This is a genomic window from Cupriavidus sp. 05N38, assembly GCF_056397345.1.
In genome coordinates this window covers 12752-32366 of the sequence record NZ_JBFTNF010000060.1, presented here as the reverse complement: position 1 = coordinate 32366, position 19615 = coordinate 12752, and the positions used below count along the sequence as shown (strand labels likewise).

General features: G+C 60.4%; 16 protein-coding genes and 3 pseudogenes. 9 read left to right on the top strand and 10 right to left on the bottom strand.

What is annotated here, in order from left to right; genetic code table 11:
- Positions 1-73: 73 nt before the first annotated feature.
- Positions 74-2275, bottom strand: coding sequence for a M16 family metallopeptidase (locus tag AC1DK4_RS31535; RefSeq protein WP_441622055.1), 2202 nt, complete (start codon positions 2273-2275; stop codon positions 74-76).
- A 41-nt stretch (positions 2276-2316) separates the two neighbouring features.
- Positions 2317-2745: pseudogene (locus AC1DK4_RS31530) on the bottom strand (M16 family metallopeptidase); the annotation flags it as partial.
- A gap of 547 nt (positions 2746-3292) precedes the next feature.
- Here AC1DK4_RS31530 and AC1DK4_RS31525 point away from each other — a divergent pair.
- Positions 3293-3865: a calcium:cation antiporter gene (locus AC1DK4_RS31525; RefSeq protein ID WP_441622053.1), complete on the top strand. Its 573-nt coding sequence runs from the start codon at positions 3293-3295 to the stop codon at positions 3863-3865.
- A gap of 189 nt (positions 3866-4054) precedes the next feature.
- On the opposite strand, the gene AC1DK4_RS31520 is transcribed toward AC1DK4_RS31525, so the two are convergent.
- From AC1DK4_RS31520 to AC1DK4_RS31510, 3 genes are all read right to left on the bottom strand, one after another.
- The gene (locus tag AC1DK4_RS31520; protein ID WP_477132004.1) at positions 4055-6064 is read right to left on the bottom strand and encodes a putative bifunctional diguanylate cyclase/phosphodiesterase; all 2010 of its coding nucleotides are present in this window, start codon (positions 6062-6064) and stop codon (positions 4055-4057) included.
- Positions 6065-6070: 6 nt separating this feature from the next.
- On the bottom strand, positions 6071-6622 hold the full coding sequence (locus AC1DK4_RS31515; protein WP_441622049.1) for a heme NO-binding domain-containing protein: 552 nt from the start codon (positions 6620-6622) through the stop codon (positions 6071-6073).
- Between the two features lie 781 nt (positions 6623-7403).
- Positions 7404-8432, bottom strand: a complete 1029-nt coding sequence (locus AC1DK4_RS31510; protein ID WP_441622047.1) for an AraC family transcriptional regulator — start codon at positions 8430-8432, stop codon at positions 7404-7406.
- Positions 8433-8558: 126 nt separating this feature from the next.
- Between AC1DK4_RS31510 and AC1DK4_RS31505 the strand changes: the two genes are divergently transcribed.
- Together AC1DK4_RS31505 and AC1DK4_RS31500 are read left to right on the top strand one after the other, a co-directional pair.
- Entirely contained in the window at positions 8559-9470 is a 912-nt protein-coding gene (locus tag AC1DK4_RS31505; protein WP_477132003.1) for a TauD/TfdA dioxygenase family protein, read from the top strand.
- A gap of 9 nt (positions 9471-9479) precedes the next feature.
- Positions 9480-10040, top strand: coding sequence for an RBBP9/YdeN family alpha/beta hydrolase (locus AC1DK4_RS31500; RefSeq protein ID WP_441643533.1), 561 nt, complete (start codon positions 9480-9482; stop codon positions 10038-10040).
- 320 nt (positions 10041-10360) lie between these two features.
- Here AC1DK4_RS31500 and AC1DK4_RS31495 read toward each other — a convergent pair whose 3' ends face one another.
- Positions 10361-11362 carry a Bug family tripartite tricarboxylate transporter substrate binding protein gene (locus AC1DK4_RS31495; protein ID WP_477132002.1) on the bottom strand — a complete coding sequence of 334 codons (1002 nt, stop codon included), beginning with the start codon at positions 11360-11362 and terminating at the stop codon, positions 10361-10363.
- A 290-nt stretch (positions 11363-11652) separates the two neighbouring features.
- On the opposite strand from AC1DK4_RS31495, the gene AC1DK4_RS31490 reads away from it, so the two are divergent.
- Positions 11653-12948, top strand: a complete 1296-nt coding sequence (locus AC1DK4_RS31490; RefSeq protein ID WP_477132001.1) for an MFS transporter — start codon at positions 11653-11655, stop codon at positions 12946-12948.
- 14 nt (positions 12949-12962) lie between these two features.
- On the opposite strand, the gene AC1DK4_RS31485 is transcribed toward AC1DK4_RS31490, so the two are convergent.
- Positions 12963-13919 carry a LysR family transcriptional regulator gene (locus AC1DK4_RS31485; RefSeq protein ID WP_441622037.1) on the bottom strand — a complete coding sequence of 319 codons (957 nt, stop codon included), beginning with the start codon at positions 13917-13919 and terminating at the stop codon, positions 12963-12965.
- 51 nt (positions 13920-13970) lie between these two features.
- Here AC1DK4_RS31485 and glaH point away from each other — a divergent pair, with 51 nt between their 5' ends.
- Both glaH and AC1DK4_RS31475 read left to right on the top strand, forming a co-directional pair.
- Complete coding sequence (glaH, locus tag AC1DK4_RS31480; protein WP_441622035.1) at positions 13971-14900, top strand: glutarate dioxygenase GlaH; 930 nt, start codon at positions 13971-13973, stop codon at positions 14898-14900.
- Positions 14901-14966: 66 nt separating this feature from the next.
- A complete protein-coding gene (locus tag AC1DK4_RS31475; RefSeq protein ID WP_441622033.1) occupies positions 14967-16205 on the top strand; it encodes an alpha-hydroxy acid oxidase in 1239 nt (412 codons plus the stop codon).
- A gap of 437 nt (positions 16206-16642) precedes the next feature.
- On the opposite strand, the gene AC1DK4_RS31470 is transcribed toward AC1DK4_RS31475, so the two are convergent.
- Entirely contained in the window at positions 16643-16765 is a 123-nt protein-coding gene (locus tag AC1DK4_RS31470) for a hypothetical protein (protein ID WP_441622031.1), read from the bottom strand.
- A gap of 8 nt (positions 16766-16773) precedes the next feature.
- Complete coding sequence (locus AC1DK4_RS31465; protein ID WP_441622029.1) at positions 16774-17172, bottom strand: sulfatase-like hydrolase/transferase; 399 nt, start codon at positions 17170-17172, stop codon at positions 16774-16776.
- Positions 17173-17557: 385 nt separating this feature from the next.
- Between AC1DK4_RS31465 and AC1DK4_RS31460 the strand changes: the two genes are divergently transcribed.
- Together AC1DK4_RS31460 and AC1DK4_RS31455 are read left to right on the top strand one after the other, a co-directional pair.
- Complete coding sequence (locus tag AC1DK4_RS31460; RefSeq protein ID WP_441622027.1) at positions 17558-17926, top strand: VOC family protein; 369 nt, start codon at positions 17558-17560, stop codon at positions 17924-17926.
- Positions 17927-18029: 103 nt separating this feature from the next.
- A pseudogene (locus AC1DK4_RS31455) lies at positions 18030-18319 on the top strand (DsbA family oxidoreductase); the annotation flags it as partial.
- Between the two features lie 120 nt (positions 18320-18439).
- Here the strand turns inward: AC1DK4_RS31455 and AC1DK4_RS31450 are convergent.
- Positions 18440-19009 (bottom strand): RBBP9/YdeN family alpha/beta hydrolase, encoded by a 570-nt coding sequence (locus tag AC1DK4_RS31450; protein ID WP_441622025.1) that lies wholly within the window; start codon positions 19007-19009, stop codon positions 18440-18442.
- Between the two features lie 314 nt (positions 19010-19323).
- On the opposite strand from AC1DK4_RS31450, the pseudogene AC1DK4_RS31445 reads away from it, so the two are divergent.
- Positions 19324-19614: pseudogene (locus tag AC1DK4_RS31445) on the top strand (SDR family NAD(P)-dependent oxidoreductase); the annotation flags it as partial.
- Position 19615 lies beyond the last annotated feature (1 nt).

Sequence of the window (19615 nt, the reverse complement as noted above, 5' to 3'; positions counted from 1 at the left end):
TAGACCGCCACAGCGCCAAGCCGGTAGCTTCTTGCTCAGCGAGGGTGAGGAAGCGCGCTCTGGCGAGGGTATGTTATCTCGATGCCGGCGCGGCTTTCGCCGCTCCGGACCTCAGGTCGCCGGCAAATACGCTGATGACACGCTTCGGCACGATGTATTTGCGGATCGCAGCGTTGACCGAGGCGACTGTGGCCGTGCGCACGTGCTGTTCCTGCTCTGCGGTGAAGTCCATGGTTTGGCCAACGGACAGTTGGTCGGCCAGGTTTTGTGCCAGTACGCTATCCCGCGTTCGCGCAATGGTGCCTTGTTCAAGCAATCCGCTCTTTGCGTCGGCAAGCTCTTCTGCCGTGATTCCGTCCCGCACGAAGCGCGCGAGCTCCTCTTCGGCGGCACGCTTGACGCGCTCCAGGTTGCGCGGCGCAAAGGAAGCCTGCATGGTGAAACTGCCTGCCGTGTCGATCGCGTTGATCTGCAAGGAGCTACCGGCCGAATAGCTGATGCCATCGCTCTGACGGAGCCTTTCGGATAGCCTGCCACGCAGTGACTTGCCACCGTAGATTCGATCGGCGATGGCGAGGTCTGCATAGTCGGCTGAGCTCATGGTCACGGCCATCGGTATGCGGGCCAAGTAGATGGCGCTAGCATTGTTCGTGGTTTTGGCCGTCAATGTCGCAGGAGTGATCGGACGGTAGGGCCGATCGACATGGACATAGGGCTCGGAGGCGCTCCAGTCACCGAACAGCTTCTCGAGTTGGTCTTTCGCGCCGTCTACGTCGAAGTCGCCCACCAGCGCCAACTGCGAGTGGCTGGCGCCGTAGAACCTGTGATGAAAATCACGGATGTCATCCACGCGCGTCGCGTCCACGCCTGCAATGCGCTCACGCTGATCTTGCGTATGGCGCGGATCGCCAGGCGGGTAGGGATTGTCGTGTCGGTCCATCGTGACAGACGCCAGCATGCCCGGGGCATTGCCGACGCGCTCGATCTCGGCGATGCTGGAGCGCTTGATGTCGTCAAAATCGGTGGTGTCCAGAGCGGGCTTACGCAGGATATCGTGCAACACCGGAAGGAAGTCTGCGAGCTGGTCTCTGTGCGTTTCGAATCGAATCGTCACGCGATCCGCTTGCGCAGTGATGTTGACGGTGGACTTGAGCCTGGCGAGCAAGTCCGCGAGCTGCTCGCGGTCGCGGCCGCCCGCACCGTGGGTCAACGCGGCGGCAGTCAGCTCGGCGACAGGAGCCCTCCCCTTAAGACTGTCGATCGTACCCATGTTCAGAATTAACATTCCGGTGACAATGTCACCGCGAGTTGGGCGACTCAACATTGCCAATTTCATTCCGTTGGAGAACGTGAACCGTTGCGTATGCGCCTCGATGTTCTCCGGGGCGGGATCGAATTGCGGTGGCGGCGCGGCCACGGGCTTGCCGCGATAGCCATCAAGCAGGTGCGCAAGATCTGTAGGCGGCGGCATCTCGACGCGTTGTGGTTGCTCGCCCGGAATCAGCCTGCCTTCCGTGCGGTTTGCACGTCGCAGATACCGCATGGCCACACGCTGCAGGTCCTCGACGCTAGCATTCTCCACGCGATCGCGAAGAAGGAACCACAGACGCCAATCCCCCCATGCAATCGCTTCGGACAACTGCATAACCAGCGCGTCGGGGTTCCTGAACACCCTGTCAATCGCATTGCGCGCATCGACGCGCACGCGCTCGAGCTCGACGGTAGTCACCGGACGCTCTGCGAGACCTTCGACCTGCTCCAGCAAGGCCTCGTTGGCCAACTCCAGCGATTTCCCCTTAGAGACTTCAACAAGGAAGAGAACCGTGCCGGGGTCACGCATGGCGCCGATCTCCGCCGATACGCTGGAGGCCTTCCTGGCATCGACCAGACTCTTGTTCAGACGCCCACCCGAGGGGCCACTCAGCACCTGGAGCAGCAGCCACATCGGCACAGCGTCGGGATGCGCGGCTTGCGGAACGTGATACATCGCGCCGATGATTCGGGTGTCGTCTGCCCGGAGCAGCGTCACGAGACGCTCACCTTCCTGCGCGGGCTCGGCGGTGACAGCGGCCATGAGTGTGCGCTCGGGACGGGGAATCGGACCGAAATGGCGGGCGATGGTAGCCAGCACCCATGCCGGATCGAACGTGCCGCCAACCACCAGCACGGCATTGTCGGGCTGGTAGTAGCGCTTGTAAAACGCGCGTAGCAGCGGAATTGAAGCGTTCTCCAGATCATGTCGCGTGCCGATAGTAGCTCTGCCATAGGATGCCATTGGTAGGCAGTGGCATTCAAGGCCAGAAGCAATACCCTCTGCGGCTGAGTTTGTCCGATCTCCATCTCATTCAAGACCACGGGCATTTCGCTGCGCAGGTCGACCGCCTCGAGTCGGCTGTTGACCATCCGGTCCGCTTCCATGCGCAGTATCCAATCCAGGTTGTCCTCACTGAACGGAAAGGTGGCGAAGTAGTTGGTGCGGTCGACGGTAGTCGTGCCGTTGGCGCTCATGCCACGGCGTGCAAACTCTTCCCGCAGAGAAGCGGCCGTCAGGGTGTCCGTCCCTTTGAACATCATGTGCTCGAGCAGATGAGCCATGCCCGCTTCCGCTCGCCCTTCGTCCCGGCTGCCGACTAGGTAAGTGATGTTCACAGTTGTGCGGGGGACAGAGTCGTCCGGTGCCAGCAGGACACGTAGTCCGTTGGGCAGTCGATACTCGGTGATACCTTCAACGGAGGTGACCCGCATGAAATCCGCACTGCCGGGCTCCTGTCCTATGGTGTCGGCGGTAGCAGCCAATTCCTGCGCGCGAGCCGCCTTGGGAGAATCCGCAAGCGCTTTAGCCGTGCCCAATGCGATGAGGCCGGTAAGCAGCACAGTGAACATCGGATTCATCGTGGCTCTCCGTCCTCATGCAATTAGAAACTGAGAGGCATTTCGTCGGCCTCACTAAAGGAAAAGAAGGACAGGAATGCAAAGGGACAATGCAGCCGCTCATCGATGCTGCGCTGACCGGCGTCTGCCGTCGGCGCTGTTGTCGGGCTTATTCGCGGTCTTACCCTACCTCTGCCCCTCCCCGTCTGTACCCTCCAGTCCTTGTCGTTCATCTCGGTAGCGATCTGCTTCATCGGTGTCGGACCGGGTCACCATCATGCGGCATCTTTCGCTTGATTACCCTCAAGCGGCTTCGTTCGCATCACCCGATCGCGCAAGGTTTAGGCGAGCATATCCCCGGTTATCCGACTTGCGGGGATGCCGTGATGAATTCTTTCGACTAACGAGTTAAGGAAGTTCGATGTCTTCGGAGGAGCGCCCCGCGGCCGCATTGGGACGATCGATGCGGGGCGCATGGAATGCCGGCGCTCGCCTCGTGCTGTACCGCAGCGCCTACGAAACGGAGACGGTAGTTCCGGAAGGCGTGGAGAATCAACCCTCCTCGTCCGTAGCGCGGGCGATTGCGACACGCGCAGCGGCCACCGTAGGGACGGCGTGGATGAGCGAGATCATGGTGGGTGCGCTTGCCCCCATGATGCGCGACTACGCCCTCAGCGACATATTCGTCGGTGTTTTCGTGGTGGCGATCCTGGCAAATGCCGCCGAGCATGCATCGGCCATTACCGCAGCCATGAGAAATCGCGTCGACCTCTCGTTCTCCATTGCGGTCGGCTCGAGCGTCCAGGTGGCACTATTCGTCGCACCGGTGCTGGTACTCGCGAGCCTAAGAAGGAGGGTTGGCCGGGATACGCCCGTATGCTCTGCAGAGCACAAGGGCGTATCTTGGACGCAGGCCCTCTTGGGGGCGCGCCCAAGTTACTTGCCGGTCTTCCTATGGCTGTGGGAAGAATCTGGGCTCCGGAGAAGACTGTGAAAGGGTTACGGCCACCGTCGACTGCTGCAGCGCACGAAAGCGCAAACCTTGTGGCCGCGGCGGTGAGGCACTTGCCGAGAAGTTGGGCCGCATCTCAAAAATGCCGCATCGAAATCCAAAGGCCAAAAAATGGAACTGTCACTCTCCTGTGGAGGCAAGCCCGCCGCCTCGAGTCTACTTGCCGCGCGCTCAATTGGCCGCGGAAGAATCACACGCGTCAATATCGAGCGTTGCCTCAGTATTCTGTGGCACTTGCGCCTCCAGCAGCGCAGAAAGGGCGACCGATTCCAGGGGCTTGGAGAAAAAATAGCCTTGCCCGAAATCGCAGCCCAGCGACTTGAGGTGCGTCACGTGCCTTTGCGTTTCGGTACCCTCGGCGACCACCTCGATGCCGAGGTTGCGGGCCAGACTCATGATGGTCTGCACAACTTGCAAGCCTTCATGGCCACGGTCGAGTTGAGCCACAAAGGACCGGTCAATCTTCAAAATATCCAGCGGGAAGCGGTGCAGGTAGCTGAGGGAGGAGTAACCCGTGCCGAAATCGTCGATGCTGATACGCACCCCTAGTTCACGAAGTTGCGTGAGCACGGCGACGGTCCGTTCCGAATCCACCATGGTAATGCTCTCCGTAATCTCCAGCCTGACCGTGCGTGGATTGATGCCGGTGTCCGATAACACTCTGCCCACATGCTGAACAAAGTCGTGCTGGGCAAACTGGCGCGCGGAGACATTGACGCTGACCGTCAGTGCGGGTGTACGGGGATACTCCTTGTGCCAGTGGGCCATCGTTTTGCAAGCCTCGCGCAGCACCCACATGCCGAGGAACAGAATCAGGCCGGTATCTTCTGCCACCTGGATGAAGTCGGCAGGATAGACCAGCTCCGTTTCCGACTTGCGCCAGCGCACCAACGCTTCCACACCGACAATTYCCTCATTGTCCAAGGTGACGACGGGCTGGTAGTGCAGGACAAACTCGTTATTCTGCAGGGCACGCCGCAGGCTGGTTTCCAGTGCGAGGCGACTCACGGCATGCTCGTGCATGGTGTGGTCGTAGACTTCGTAGCGGCTCTTGCCCAGCGTTTTGGCCCGATACATCGCCAGGTCCGCATGCCGAAGAATTTCCTCGGCCGATTCGTAGCCCAAGGAACTGATGGCGATGCCGATGCTGGCGCTCGCGTAGAGCTCCTCGCCTTCTATCTGGAAAGGCGCTTCGAAGGCCCGCATCAATCGTTCGGTCATGCGTACCGCGTCATTCACGTCGGCCACGCTGTCCAGCAGAATCGTGAATTCATCGCCCCCCATCCGAGCCAGCGTATCGCTTTCACGCAGACATCTTGCCATGCGACCCGCTACCTGGATGATGAGGGTGTCGCCGGCCAGATGACCGAGGCTGTCGTTGACCAGCTTGAAACGGTCCAAGTCGACAAAGAGCACTGCGAATGTAACTTCTCGATGGCGAATACCGCGAGCAACGGCACGGGCAAGTCGGTCAGCAAACAATGCACGGTTAGGCAGGCCGGTAAGCGCGTCGTGGAAGGCATCGTGAATCAATTGGTCTTCAGCACGTTTGCGCTCGACCACTCGGCCCAGTTGGGTACCAACTTGCGCCATCAGGTGCAGCAGCCTTTCGTTCGGTTCCAGCACGCGGTCGGCAAAGAACTCAAGGACCGCAGTCACTTCGCTGCCCAGCAGCACCGGGAAGGCAGCGGAGGCCCGCAACCCGACCCGCTCAGCCACGCCGGCGCGGGAGAAATAGGGGTCCCGGGCAATGTCCATGACCCATGCAGGCGTTGCGCTGGCAAGTACGCGACCAGGCAAGCCAACGCCGGTCCGAAAGTCCACGGCCTCGGTGGCTTGGTAGAAATCATGAAAGCGCTCGCCCTCGACGCCATGCCAGATGGACGTCGAGAGCAGGCGTGGCTCGCCCCCGGTGCCATCCACAAGGTACGCGTGCCCAATCTGCCAGCCGGTGAACTGGCAAACCGTACGTACGGCAAACTGAAGCGCATCGGCGACGGATATCGCCTGATTGGCCGCGTCTGCGACAGCCTCCAACAACTGCAATTGCTGTTGTTTTTCATAGAGCTCGCGAAGCCCTTTCTCAGCGATGATTTCCGCCTCGATGCGCGCCTTGCGCTCACGCTGGAGCCGCCGGCGCAGTTTTTCGGTCTCCACCTCAAACTGCTGAACGCTGTTCATGGTAACTTAGCTCGCCTTCTTGCCAAGGAAGCTAATCCGACACTGACAGCTCTGGTCACCTTGATGCATGCATTGGAGGTGGTCAAAACTCAGCGCTTCCCCAAAGTGGTCGGCCGCGCCTTCGACAAAACCTTGTGCCAGTGCGCACAGACGCCGCGCGGAACGGTAGGTCATCAGCAGCGACCCGTCCGGTTCGTCGCGGAAGCCGAAGGTCGGGACGTCCGCACCCGGGTAGACCTTGCGGACTTCGGGGTGAATTATGGAATTGACACTGAGCACGAACGGGCGAGTCGTGGTGTGGGCGCTAAAGTAGGTAGGATAGCGGCTGGCAAGCAAAGGCATCGCCTCGCGTCCGAACCAGCGCAGGGTGGCAAACGGGGTCATGTCCAACGTCTGTGCAGCGACGCCGACGAGTTTGTAGATATCGTCATCGGGATAGCTGCCAAGGGAAGTGTAAGCGCCGTCTAGGTCCGCGCCTTCCAGCAGGGAATCCCACGCGTCCTCGCCATGGTGCCGGATGACCACGTCTTCCAGCAAATTGAAAACTATCCCCTTCATCCCTGCTCCCCGTTCCCGTTGCAATGTCGCTCCTATTGGCGACAGCTTGTTTGGTGCTCGCTGCGAGGTCGTCGCAGCTACACAAAATTGTGTGAGATTAACAGAGCAGGCTGTGGTTACGCCACTCAAGGTTGTTCCGTCTCGCGGTTAGCCTACGCCGCGAGCCATTAGGCTTTAGTGGCGACTAAACTCCCTGCCCGGCGGCGAACGCTCGCCGCAAGGCTGGTCAACTAGTGGGTATCTACCGGTGGCTGCGCCGGTGTTCTTTGTGCAATATCCGCGACGGCTACCTCCGCCAAGCCACGCCGCGTGCCTGGATGTGACAATCCTGGGTGGAATAGGCTTCGTCGACTTCCTTAAACCACACGCCTGTGCAACGGCATTAGCCGGCCATGAAGCGTCGTAAGTCAGCTCGACCACGCAGTCATTTGAACGTCGGGTCCAGCCACACTAATGGACTTTCGTAGCGCCAGGCGGACGTCTGCCAGCAGCACGAACGGCCGCGCCATCGGGAACGGTCGCGGGCTCTAGAGACTCTGCCAACCCGCGCTGATGTCTCCCGGCGGGACAGCCGCTGCCTCGCGGGACCATACTTGCGAGCAGATATCGCGGTCTTCGCTGGCAACCTGCAGATAGAGAGGATGAGTGGAGAGCAGGTTGCTCGAACGCCAATTCGCCACGCGTCGCGCGGCTGGCGAGACGGAAGACCTGCGGAATCCGGCAAAGAGAGCGTCCGTACATGACAGGGCCTGACGCGGCTTACGCTCTGCCAGGGCTATGCTCAGGTCGGTGCCGCCTGCCGGCGCAATGTGCCGCGTGCTGCCCTGCTCTCCTTCGGGCTGCAGCCAAATTGCACGTGATACCAGCGCGAGAATCCGCTCGGCGCGGAAAAACCGAGCAGGGTCGCGACCTCCGTCAACGGACGATCGCTCTCGTTGACATGGCGTATGGCGAGCTCCGTACGGATGTCGTTCACGATCGACGAGAAGCTTTGCCCATGCTCCGCCAGCCGGCGCTGGACCGTTCGGCACACCACGCCCAGATGCTCAGCCACTTGTTCGATGCTGCAGCGCCCGCTGGGCAACAGCAGCAGGATCATGCGCCGCACGTCCTCAGGCATTGTCGCCTGCTGCGCCATGGAGGACGCGTCTATCAACTGCTGCGCGTAGCGCCCCATGGCCGGATCCGCGGACGGGTTGGGTGCATCGAGGTCGGCCTTCGCGCAGATAATGCAGTTGAAGTCATAGTCGAATTCGACGCAAGGGCCAAAAAACCGTCGGTGCGTACTCAGATCGCGCGGCGCCGGGTGCTCAAAGCATACGCGCCGCGGCTCCCAGTCGGGCTTGTGGAGTTGACGTATCAAACGCACCATGACCCCTAGCGCCAGTTCAACCCTTTGACGCGTGGGTTGATGTGCTTTGCCAGCCATTACCACCTCGCGAATAATGACCAGTTCATCGCACTCCTCGACCGCCAGCGACAACGCACTGTTGAGCGACGCTTGATAACGCATCAGCATGCGAAGCGAGTCGCGCAGCGTCGCCTGATCGCGGATCAGCAATCCTACCGGCCCAAGATTGGACAAAAGGCGCGACTCGGCCATGCACAGTCCGAAACTCTCATTGCCTGACATGGTTGCGGACGCCTGAAGCAGCCTTCCGACACACTCGACTGGAATCATGATGTCCGGCTCGCACAGTACGCTCGGACTCAAGCCCGCGTCAAAGAGCATCCGCACCGGATCCAGTCCGGAGGCTCGAGCGACCTCGCTGTAGTTGGTGAGGGCCGCAGCGCGGACAAGTGACGCCATTGGAGAACTTAGGAGGACATTGACATGGAATGATAAATCCCTGTCATGTACTGTCAAGCGGGAGATACCCGCGACATCCAAACTCGCAAGGATCGATCGGCCTAACCGACAAGCGGAGACACGTTCATGATTCAACACCTCAAGGCGGCACCCGCAGTGGTCCGCGCAACCTCGCTGGGCAACTCGATCCGGGTCGAGCCAATCACATGCACGATCGGTGCGGAGCTCAGCAACGTCAACCTTGGCGCGGCTGCCGAGGACGACCAACAGATGGCGGAAATTCGGGCGCTGCTCCTAAAGCATCGCGTAGTGTTCTTCCGCGACCAGGACATGACGCGCGCGCAGCACGTAGCCTTTGCGCGCCGCTTCGGTGAGCTGGAGGACCACCCGGTGGTAGGCAGCCATCCCGATTACCCAGGACTGGTTCAGATCTACAAGACCCCGGACAGCCCCCCCGAACGCAACGAGAATTCCTGGCATACCGATGCCACTTGGCGCGAAAAGCCTCCGATGGGCTGCGTGCTGCGCTGCGTCGAATGTCCGCCTGTGGGCGGCGACACGATGTGGGTCAACATGGTCGAGGCTTACAACCAGTTGCCCGAGGAGATCAAGACGAAGATCGCCACATTGCGCGCGCGCCACAGCATCGAGGCGAGCTTCGGTGCCGCGATGCCGATCGAAAAGCGTCTCGCACTGAAGGCTCAGTACCCGGACGCCGAGCACCCGGTTGTGCGCACCCATCCCGAAACCGGAGAGAAATTGCTGTTTGTCAATGGAAGCTTTACGACGCACTTCACAAATTTCAATGTGCCGGCCAACGTGCGCTTCGGGCTGGACAAGGCGCCGGGTGCCGGCAATTTGCTTAGCTACCTGGTCAGCCAGGCCAACATCCCCGAATACCAAGTGCGTTTTCGTTGGAAGAAGAACAGCGTTGCGTTCTGGGACAACCGTTCAACCMAGCACTACGCAGTGATGGATTATCCACCGTGCCACCGAAAGATGGAGCGTACCGCCATCATCGGTGACGCGCCTTACTGAAAGATCGACATGACCTCTACGGCACCGACCGTTCTCATCGTCCCTGGCCTGCGTGACCATGTTGCGGAACACTGGCAGACCCTGCTGGCGGCGGCGCTGCCTCGCGTCGTCAGCGTCGCCCCGCTTGAGCAAGACAAGCTGAGTTGCGCTGCCCGCGTCGACGCGATCGATCGCGCTTTGGCCACCGTCGAGGGGCCGGTGATCATCGTGGCGCACAGCGCAGGCGCGATGATGGTCGCCCATTGGGCAGCCCGAGGCGCCACACGTGAGATTCTCGGCGCCCTCCTTGCGGCACCCGCCGACCTCGAGACGTCCATGCCGGCCGGCTATCCGACGCTCAACACGCTGGGCGACCATGGCTGGCTGCCGATCCCTCGCTGCGCTTTGCCGTTTCCGAGCATTGTTGCGGCAAGCAGCAACGATCCTCTGACTCGTCTCGACCGCGCCCGCGGCCTGGCGCAGGCGTGGGGCAGCCGCTTCGTCGAACTCGGCGAAGTCGGGCATCTGAATCCCGCTTCAGGCTATGGCGAGTGGCCGCAAGCCAATGAGTTCATTCGCGAACTCTCGTGACCGAACCCACCGCGGCGTGCTGCAGGCCGAGAAAAAAAGGGAGCGGGCCTGCGGGACTTGAAGACGGCAGCGCCCGCTAAGGACGACCAGCCAGACTCGACGGCCACGATCCGTATGCTCACCTGCCGTAGCATCCAGTGCAGGGCGGGCGGCCGGCTTTCCGCCAGACGTCCGCATGCGGCGAGAGCCCGCCCTATCCCCCAGCCCCTCCCCCAGCGATGGGACATCGCCGGATCGACGATGCCGCATGCACACTGGCTCAATGATTGCGCAAAGCCCATTCGGACTGCAATGGCGAGTTTGCGCCGAATAATCTCTTATTAGTCTGGCTGGTAGTTAATGGACTTCAGCAGCGTGGACTGTTGCAGGTATGCCTGCTTCAGGTCCGCCATCAACTCCTCGGACGTAGCGGCGCTCCCCTGCTCCATCCCCATGTCCTTGACGTGGTTCTGCACTGCGGGTTGCCTGAAATACGCCAGTGTTATCTCGCGGATTTTCTCCTGGACTGCCGGTACGACATCCGGGCGGGACCACACTGCGAACCACCCTGCTTGCGCCAGTTGCGGGTAACCGAGCTCCTTGAAAGTAGGCACATCCGGCAATTCAGCGATCCGGGTCGGATAGTTCAACGCAATCGCCTTGATCTTTCCCGCTTTGATCAGCGGCAAAGAGGTAGTCACCCCATCGAACATCAGGGGCACGTGGCCACCCATCAGGTCGTTCAACGCCGGAGGAGAGCCTTTGTAGCCCACATGCCGCATTGGCACATGCGTGAGTTGCCCGAGCAGTATGCCCGACGTGTGGCCCTTCAATCCCGTAGCATAGGAAGCGAAAACGAGGCCGTCCTTTTGCGACCTGCCATAGTCCACCAGCTGCTTCAGGTTGGAGACGGGCACATCCTTGTTGGCTACCAGCACCAGCCCCGTGCGACTGATCTGGGCCAGGGGCTTCAGGTCCGTAAAGGGCTTGTAATGAACCTTGTAGGCCAACGGCGCTTCGCTCACGACACCGCCCTGGATAACCAGGAAGGTATAGCCATCCTTGCCGTTGGACTGCAAATCGCCGATCGCCAGTGCACCGGCGGCACCCGCCTTGTTTTCTACGATGACGGGCTTACTCAACTTTTGCTGCAGGCCTTGCGCCAGCAGCCGAGCCAACGCGTCGGCACTGCCGCCGGCAGGCCCCGCCACCACCAGACGGATCGGCTTGCTGGGCCAAGCCTCCTGGGCTTGGGCCACGGACAYGCCCCCGGCGACACCAACACCAACACCAATTACCAAGGCGCAACCGCGCCATCCTGAGTGATTGATCTGCTTCTTCATGTCTATCCCTTTTGATTGCGATGCTTTACGTGTTTAGAAAGGCTTGTTCGTCTATTCTCGAATCGCATCGGGTCAACCAGCTTGCCCGTTCGCGACAAGTTATTACCAACTCGCGCAAGCAAAGGGAAAACCCTGCTCAGATATCCAGAGCGTGCAGGTTGGCCCCGACCTCGGCTCCCCTGCGTCAGCGGATGACTGTCATAAATGGCCAAGTTCAAGGCGTGCAAGGTAAAGCGGGAAGTAGCGCCGGGCTAGATGATCCGACGCTAGAGGTCCTGAGGAGACAGAAATTGAACGTGTCTACGAGTAACGCGATGCCGGCTGAGCCGGCTGCGGCCACCACTGGTGCCCGACCCTACGCGTGGGTGGTCTTTGCATTGATGTTTTGCCTGCTACTGTCTGACTACATGTCGCGGCAGGCGATCAATGCCTTGTTTCCACTCTTGAAATTGCAGTGGCAGATTTCCGATACCCAGCTCGGTTCGATTAGTAGCGTGGTGCCGTTGACGGTCGGCGTGCTGACCCTCCCATTTTCCATCATCGCGGACCGCTGGGGGYGCGTCAAAAGCATTGCACTGATGGTGGCGGTGTGGAGTGTTGCCACGCTCGSGTGCGCCATCGCCAGCACCTACCACGAGATGCTCGTCGCACGCTTGTTCGTTGGTGTCGGCGAGGCTGCCTACGGAAGTGTCGGATTCGCTATGCTCATGAGCATCTTCCCCAGGCACATGCGGTCTACCATTGCCGGCGGCTTCACGTCTGCCGCAGCGTTTGGGTCCGTACTCGGTGTTTCGCTTTCCGGCATCATCGCGACGCACTTTGGCTGGCGATGGTCGATGGGCCTGATGGCGATCCTTGGCTTTGCGCTGGTGATCATTTATTACTTCGTGGTCACCGAGAAAAAACTCGCAAGTGCGCAACCGGACAATGCAAACGGAACCGCGGTGCACGGGCATGTGAAACTGACACCGCGCGCTTATTTCTCTGGCCTGTTCCCGTCCCGGTCTGTCTTTTGTGCCTACCTCGGCTGCGCCCTGCAGATCTTCGTTCAAGGCACGCTGTTCGTGTGGCTGCCCAGCTACCTGAATCGCTACTGGGGCATGCCTGTCAGCGAAGCGGCCACACTGGCGGCCGGCCTTGTCCTTGTCAGCGGCCTGGGCCAACTCATATGCGGTGTGATGACCGATCGGATCAGCGGGGATTCGTCGCTCAAGAGGTGGAACATGGCCATTGGTTACTGCCTCGTGTTAGGCACTCTGCTGGCGATCGCATTCCGTTTGCCACAGGGTAATCTGCAACTCGCGCTCCTTGCGCCCGGGGTGTTCTTCCTTGCCAGCTCGTTCGGCACCTGTAGCGCGATCATTGCCGGGGCCACGCCGCCAGCCATTCACGGCTCGGCATTTGCCACTCTGACGCTGTTTAACAATATATTGGGCCTCGCAGCAGGCCCCTTTATCACCGGTATGGTAGCGGACGCGGTTGGTCTTCAAGTTGCCTTGCGCTGGCTACCGTTCGCGGCAATTCTGCCCTTCACCGTGTTCCTCATCGGCAGATGGTGTTACGTCGCGGAAGCGCGACACGGCTGAGCGCGCTGCCGAGTCTACGAAGCACGGCCATTGAGAGCCTCAGTTCCGAGTTGCACAAAGGCTCGTACCGCCGGGGATATTTCCCGGCGCCTATGCGCCAGCGCCAGATGCACTGAGAATTTGAAGTCGGCGATCTGAGTGTAGAAGATGCCTGGCTGGGAGAAATTCTGCATCGACTCAGGCACGATGGCCACGCCGTATCCCGCGGACGCGAGGCAGATTGCGGAGATGAAATCCTGGACACGATATTCCAGATGAGGCGTGAAGCCTCCGGCTTTTCCCAGGGCGGATAGGGCATCGCCGAAGCCTTCCTCGTCCGTAAACTGAGGGACGATGAACGATTGATCCGCTAGCGCCCGCGCTGAGACTGTCCCTCGCCTTGCAAGAGGATGGCTTGCTGTCATTGCAGCCAGCAGACGTTCAGTCTGTACGACCTTCGTGATAACGCCAGCCGGATAGAGTCGCCTGGGCCTGACAATGCCCACATCGATCTGGCCATCGCTGAGCGCTTCGAGCTGCCTTGGCGTTTCCATTGGCACGACTTCGATCCGGACCATCTCATGCGCTTTCCGAAACTCGCTCAGCATCATGGACAACAGGCCGCTGCTTGCGCCAGATGCCACATAGCCCACACGGATGACGCCAGCCAGCCCTCGGGCAGCCAGGCGCCCCACCTGGTCGGCCCGCTCAATGTGCCGCAACGCAGCAACAGCCTCGGCATGGAACAGGTGCCCCGCGTCGGTAAGTGACACCGGCTTCCTTTTGTTGCGGTTCAAGAGCGTGACGCCCAAATCTTGTTCAAGGCGCTGGATTTGGGTGCTGAGCCCTGATTGTGCGACACCTAAACGATCTGCCGCCTTCGCAAAGTGAAGCTCTTCCGCCACGGCGACGAAGCACTGCAACTGGCGAACGTCGATCATCGTTTTAATCTCAATTGCGGAACAAAGATTACTGCTTTCTATCTGGATCATATCAAAGATTCCAGATGAAATAGCACCCTACAACATCCCGGAGAGCTACCAATGAATGCCCCGCTTCCTGCGTCAGTGCTTGCCAGCAATGACGAGTCCCGCTTCCAAGTGTCTGCCCACCCAGATCACCATCGCATCCTGCATGTGACCGTTGAGCGCGATGCCGTTCTTGGGTTCCTGCATGACGCACGCAAGGTCGATGTTCAAAATCTCGAGTATGTTCCCTTCATGCGCTACGGGCTCGCGGACCTGATCGCGAAGCATATCGGCGAAGACTTCGCTACAACCATCAACGGCATTGTGAAGGATCGGCAGCACGGTGGCTTTACGGTAGGCCTCCAGGGGCTGACGACGGACGCCGACGATTTCGTTCGCTTCGGCACTGCCATTGGGCACCTCTTGGGCCCCGGCAACCACGATGCGATGTCGGGMACTTACTATGCTCGCTTCGTGGTCAAGCACACGGACGATAGCGACTCCTATTTGCGCCAAGCCTATCGACTCTTCACGATGCACACCGATGGCACCTTCGTTACCGAAGCGACGGACTGGCTGTTGATGATGAAGTTCGCAGAACAGAATGCAACTGGCGGGGAGTCCCGATTCTTGCATCTGGACGATTGGGAAGACTGTGGCAGGTTTGTCAGTCACCGTCTCGGGACGCAGCCGTTCCTCTACAAGGCGCCGGGATCCAAGAATGTCAGCGATAGGGTCGAGCGCCCGCTCTTCTTCCAGAACGAGTTCGGCTTGTCGATGTCCTTCATCGATCAGTTCGTACAGCCTCGCAATCGCGAGGAGGCTGCATTTCTCAACGACCTGTCGACTTCCATGGAGGCTTCACCGGGAACAAGGGAAGTGTCGCTGCCCGTCGGCGACCTGGTTGTCTTGAACAACTATTTCTACCTCCACGGGCGCGCGCCGTTCGAGAAAAATGCGGCGCTGTTCCGCGAGCTGATGCGCCAGCGAGGCACGTTCGCCTGATTATCAATGTGATCCGGCGTGGCTGATAGTGATAGCGGTTGGGCCTGATAGACACTTCAAATCAAGATGACATCTCTAACAGAAGTTGCAGAAAGCCAAGCCGTTCCGAGCGCTGGAATACCTGCCAAGCCTGCCTATGGCGCCAACCGTCAGATTCATCGACGACTACGACCGATCCTCTCGCTTGCCGATTTTGAAGTCGCGGCAAGGAAAAGCCTACCGCGTCCTATCTTTGGCTACATTGCCGGCGCCGCGGAGGATGCAAAGTCGCTCACCGCCAACCGGTCGGCATTCGACGAGGTCAGGTTTCGCCCCAAGGTCCTGGTCGACGTCTCAGGACGATCGCAAGCGACCGAGATCTTCGGGCAGCGTTACGCGTCTCCGTTTGGAATAGCGCCCGTCGGAATCAGCGCGATTGCCGCTTACCGTGGCGATGTGGTGCTGGCGCAAGCTGCGCGCGAAGAGCAGATACCCGCAATCATGAGCGGCACGTCCCTGATTCCGATGGAGGACGTTCACGCTGCCGCACCAGGCACGTGGTTCCAGGCGTACCTGCCGGGCGATGCCATGCGTCGGGACGCGCTTATTGAGCGGATTTGCGCGGCAGGGTTCGGCACGCTGGTCCTGACGGTGGATATTCCCGTCTGGGCCAACCGGGAGAACAACGTTCGTACTGGTTTCTCGCTGCCCTTGCGGCCATCCGTCCGCCTGGCATTCGACGGCGTGTCCCGGCCACGCTGGCTGGCGGGAACGTTCGCCAGAACGCTCCTCTCGAGCGGAATGCCGCATTTTGAGAACTCCTTTGCCACGCGCGGCGCACCGATCTTGTCGGCTTCGGCGATTCGCGACACAACAGGCCGTGATCACCTGAACTGGACGGACATCGAACGCATCCGGCAAAGATGGCGCGGCAATCTGGTCATCAAGGGAATTTTGCACAAATCCGACGCAGAACGCGCCGTGGTTTTGGGCGCCGACGGCATCATCGTCTCGAATCACGGCGGGCGCCAACTGGACGGTGCCGTGGAGCCGCTTGCCGTATTGCCAGAAATCTGTGAAAGCGTCGCGCACAAGACAACCGTCATGATGGACAGCGGAATCCGGCGAGGCGGTGATGTTTTGAAAGCACTGGCACTGGGGGCCCGCTTTGTCTTCCTGGGGCGGCCCTTTATCTACGCTGCGTCCGTTGGTGGATCGGAGGGCGTTCGCCACGCCATTACTCTTTTGCGCGACGAGGTTGATCGAGATATGGCTATGCTTGGGGCGAACACTCTCGCTGACGTGAACAGTTCCGTTATTGTCTAGTCCGATGCACCATTGAAACCCCACCGGGCGGAATCGCTCCGGTCGGTAGGACGGAATGCCATGACTTCAGCACAAGCCATATATCTCGATCCACCGGCCGGCTTCGAACACATCGTCATCGGCAAGGCCGCCATCTCCCCGCCGGGACCGGGCGAGACCTCGTGCTCTTCGCGATACCCCTGCGCCGATCCCATTCGGAAAGTCCCGCCCAGAAGGCGGACCATGCCGGCCCGGTTCGGATGGCCAGCGCTGCCGGGCCCGAAGCCTTCCGGTACACCGCAATAACTCTCGCACAGGCTGTCGGTCTGGGCCAGGCGAGCGGTGTACAGCACCGAAGGTGCCGCCCCCCGTCGCAACCGTCGGTGCGACGCTGACGCCTGCGCCCTGCACCCTGCACCGCCAGGACCAGCAGGACGGTCACGCTCGCCCTGGGAGCGCTACTTGTCCAACCCACGAATATCCTCGTAGTAGGACGTGCCATTGCTATAGCCCTTGCGCTGTGCCAGCCCGTCGAACTCCGCCACGCCGTTTGCCTTTCGGTAGTCCTCGTAGGCGGCCATCAGCTCCTTCAGCTTGTCCGGCCGGCTACCCGCCAGGTCATGCAGTTCCGAGCGGTCGACCGAAAGGTCGTACAGCTCCCAGCGGTCCTTGCCCCACGGAGCATGGCATATCCGCGGTTGAAGCCACGGGCCCTGACCCCGTGCTCGTCCTTGACGCCGAGGTGCCATTCTCCGGTCATATAGGTGCGATAACCAGCGTCCTTCAGCAGTTGCGGGAACGACAATGCCTTCTCGTTGAGGTATCCCTCATAACCCGTCCGGCTGCGTTGCAGGCCCGCTAGGCGGTCCAGGTTCGGCGTGGCAATTTCCCCGCCCAAGGCTTCGATATCGGAATACCCGAGATCGTCGGCGACGATCAGCAGGATATTGGGGCGGGTTGCCCTGTCTGTGCCGCCCGGGGGCAGCACCGAGCACGAGCGCGCCCGCAAGCCTCAGGAACTTGTGTTTCATGTCTCCACCATTGTCCGGACCGGGCGCTTCGCGGCATCTGCGGTCGCTGCCCGCACCGTCGGTCTTGTGTACGGCGTCTGGTCGCCAGGATGCGCGCCGCTTTGCCTGCCGCATGTCTTGTATTGTGCTTTTTCTGGAATATGCCGCGGGGGATCGCGGGCTTGGCGAAAAAAGTATGGACTGCGGCTGTTCAGACGTCGAGGACCGATGACGTCTCAATCAATACCTGTGAAATGTGGCTACCATGTACCCTGCCAGGGGGCGCGGTAACGGTTGGTATCCGCACCGCGCAGGCTGGCACGTTGGTCCCTTGCAGATACCCCCCAATTCGGAGATTGCGACATGGCCATCCAGCTTAATCACACCATCGTCTTTTCCCGCGACAAGAAGGAGTCCGCCGACTTCCTCTCCGAGATCCTGGGACGTCCCGCCGCGGTGCCGTTCGGGCCGTTTCTTGCTGTACGGCTGGACAACGATGTCACCCTGGACTTCATGGACGCGGAAGGCGACGTTGCCCTGCAACACTATGCCTTCCTGATCAGCGACGCCGAATTCGAGCAAAGCTTCGCCCGCATCCGGGCGCGCAATCTAATGTACTGGGCGGATCCCTACCGCCGCCGCCCCGGCGAGGTCAGCACGGAGGATGGCTGTCGCCGAATCTATTTCGAGGATCCGAGCAAGCATTTTCTGGAAATCTTCACGAAGGGATAAGGCGCATGCGCGTCGACAGGAAGACGCGCAACGACCACGGGTTTCGGCATCCCGCACTCAAAGCGATATAAGGTCTCGTCGGCGAGAGACGCCCCATGTGTGCAAGGAGGCGCTGCTGAAGGCATATCACGGCGATGGCAAGGACCCCAGTAATCATGAGATGCTGCTGGAATCGGCCCAATCGGTGGGGCTCGATGCCACTCAAGGGCGACGCGTGCTGGAGAGCGGCGAGTATGCGGACGCGGTGCGCGCCGAAGTGGCGGAATTCCAGGCGATGGGTATCCATCCGTTCCATCGATCATCTTCGACAACCGCTATCTGGTCTCGGGCGGCCAGTCGGCCGAGGCCTTTGCACAGATCATCCGCGACGTGCTGGCGAAGTGGCCTGGCTGACGGCAGCCTGAATTCCGGCATCGGTCCGGTCGGGCACTGGATGGCCTGATTCGGCGCAGCCTTTGTCAACACAACGGCATCGCCGAATATTGGCTACCACCGACGCCGTCGCGCTTGCCCTCAGAGTTCCTGAACGAGTTGCTCCGCCAGTGGCCACGTTCCATAGCCATCCGCCGGTCCAAGATGCCCGACTTCACCGCCGTCGACGAACCGACTGCCCCAGGAGTGCGCCAGCTCGCCGACTCGTTCGAACTTCCCGAGCGGATCATTGCGGCTCGCGACCACGATGCTTGGGAATTTCAGATGGCGCCGCGGAATTGGGGTCCAGCCCTCGTCTGCCAGCGTCTGCGGATCGCTGTATCCGGGCGGCAACGGGCTGCCATAGTCGGTCGGGGCGGCGAGCAATACGCCTTGCACAGTGCACTCCGTCTCCTGTGCCCAGTGAACGGTGATCAGGCAGCCCACACTATGAGCAACGAGGATGACCGGCCCCGAGATGTTGCTGACGACACGCTCCAGGTTCGCTACCCTGGCACGGCGCAACCTCTTGTCCTGATCAATCTGGGGCACGATGCGCACTGCTCGTCCCTGCTGCTGCAAACGCTCTGCCAGCAGCGACTGCCAGTGCTCTGGTATGTGATCGCGAAAGCCGGGAACAATCACAACCGTTGGCTGATTTTCGGATGCCATGAAACTGGAACTCCTCGTTTGGTTTGAAGACGCCTCAGTACAGCCCTGCATATAGAGAGACCAAGTAGTTCTGCCGGCCCGGCTTCGAATCAGTACGGGATATCACCTACGATGCCGGCTTCTCGGGGACGAGTATCTGGCGTTGCGGGCTTCCATGCATATTCGGTCAGGACATTGACTTTCCAATTCACGACATTCCGCGCGCAACTACGGCAAGCGACCCCAATGTTTCGTAGCATGGCGAAGTCCCACCAAGCAGTACATTCCCGACCAAAGAGCGAAGGACAACGCTTCACCCATCCAAGGAAATATTCATGACTTATCCTGTTGTCTTGGTTACCGGTGCAACCGCTGGTATCGGCCGCGCGACGGCGCTTGCCTTCGCAGCCAAAGGCGCGCGACTGGTGTGCTCCGGGCGGAACGCCGCTGCCGGAGCGGCCCTCCTCTCGGAACTCCGGCAGATGGATGCGGAAGCAGACTTCGTGGCGGCCGACATCAGCAGTGAAGACGATGTTATCCGTCTTGTCCGGCATGCCATCGAGCGCTTTGGATGCCTCGACATCGCTGTGAACAGTGCAGGAACGGAAGGAACACCGGGATCCCTTC

What these genes read in the sequence shown, in the direction of transcription:
- AC1DK4_RS31510 (WP_441622047.1), bottom strand. Translation starts at nt 8,432, where the DNA reads ATGGCGTCACTTGTCCGCGCTGCGGCCCTCACCAACTACAGCGAGGTC.
- AC1DK4_RS31515 (WP_441622049.1), bottom strand. Translation starts at nt 6,622, where the DNA reads ATGAAGGGGATAGTTTTCAATTTGCTGGAAGACGTGGTCATCCGGCAC.
- AC1DK4_RS31485 (WP_441622037.1), bottom strand. Translation starts at nt 13,919, where the DNA reads ATGATCCAGATAGAAAGCAGTAATCTTTGTTCCGCAATTGAGATTAAA.
- AC1DK4_RS31470 (WP_441622031.1), bottom strand. Translation starts at nt 16,765, where the DNA reads ATGGCCGCCTACGAGGACTACCGAAAGGCAAACGGCGTGGCGGAGTTC.
- AC1DK4_RS31535 (WP_441622055.1), bottom strand. Translation starts at nt 2,275, where the DNA reads ATGGCATCCTATGGCAGAGCTACTATCGGCACGCGACATGATCTGGAG.
- AC1DK4_RS31525 (WP_441622053.1), top strand. Translation starts at nt 3,293, where the DNA reads ATGTCTTCGGAGGAGCGCCCCGCGGCCGCATTGGGACGATCGATGCGG.
- AC1DK4_RS31500 (WP_441643533.1), top strand. Translation starts at nt 9,480, where the DNA reads ATGACCTCTACGGCACCGACCGTTCTCATCGTCCCTGGCCTGCGTGAC.
- AC1DK4_RS31460 (WP_441622027.1), top strand. Translation starts at nt 17,558, where the DNA reads ATGGCCATCCAGCTTAATCACACCATCGTCTTTTCCCGCGACAAGAAG.
- AC1DK4_RS31475 (WP_441622033.1), top strand. Translation starts at nt 14,967, where the DNA reads ATGACATCTCTAACAGAAGTTGCAGAAAGCCAAGCCGTTCCGAGCGCT.
- AC1DK4_RS31450 (WP_441622025.1), bottom strand. Translation starts at nt 19,009, where the DNA reads ATGGCATCCGAAAATCAGCCAACGGTTGTGATTGTTCCCGGCTTTCGC.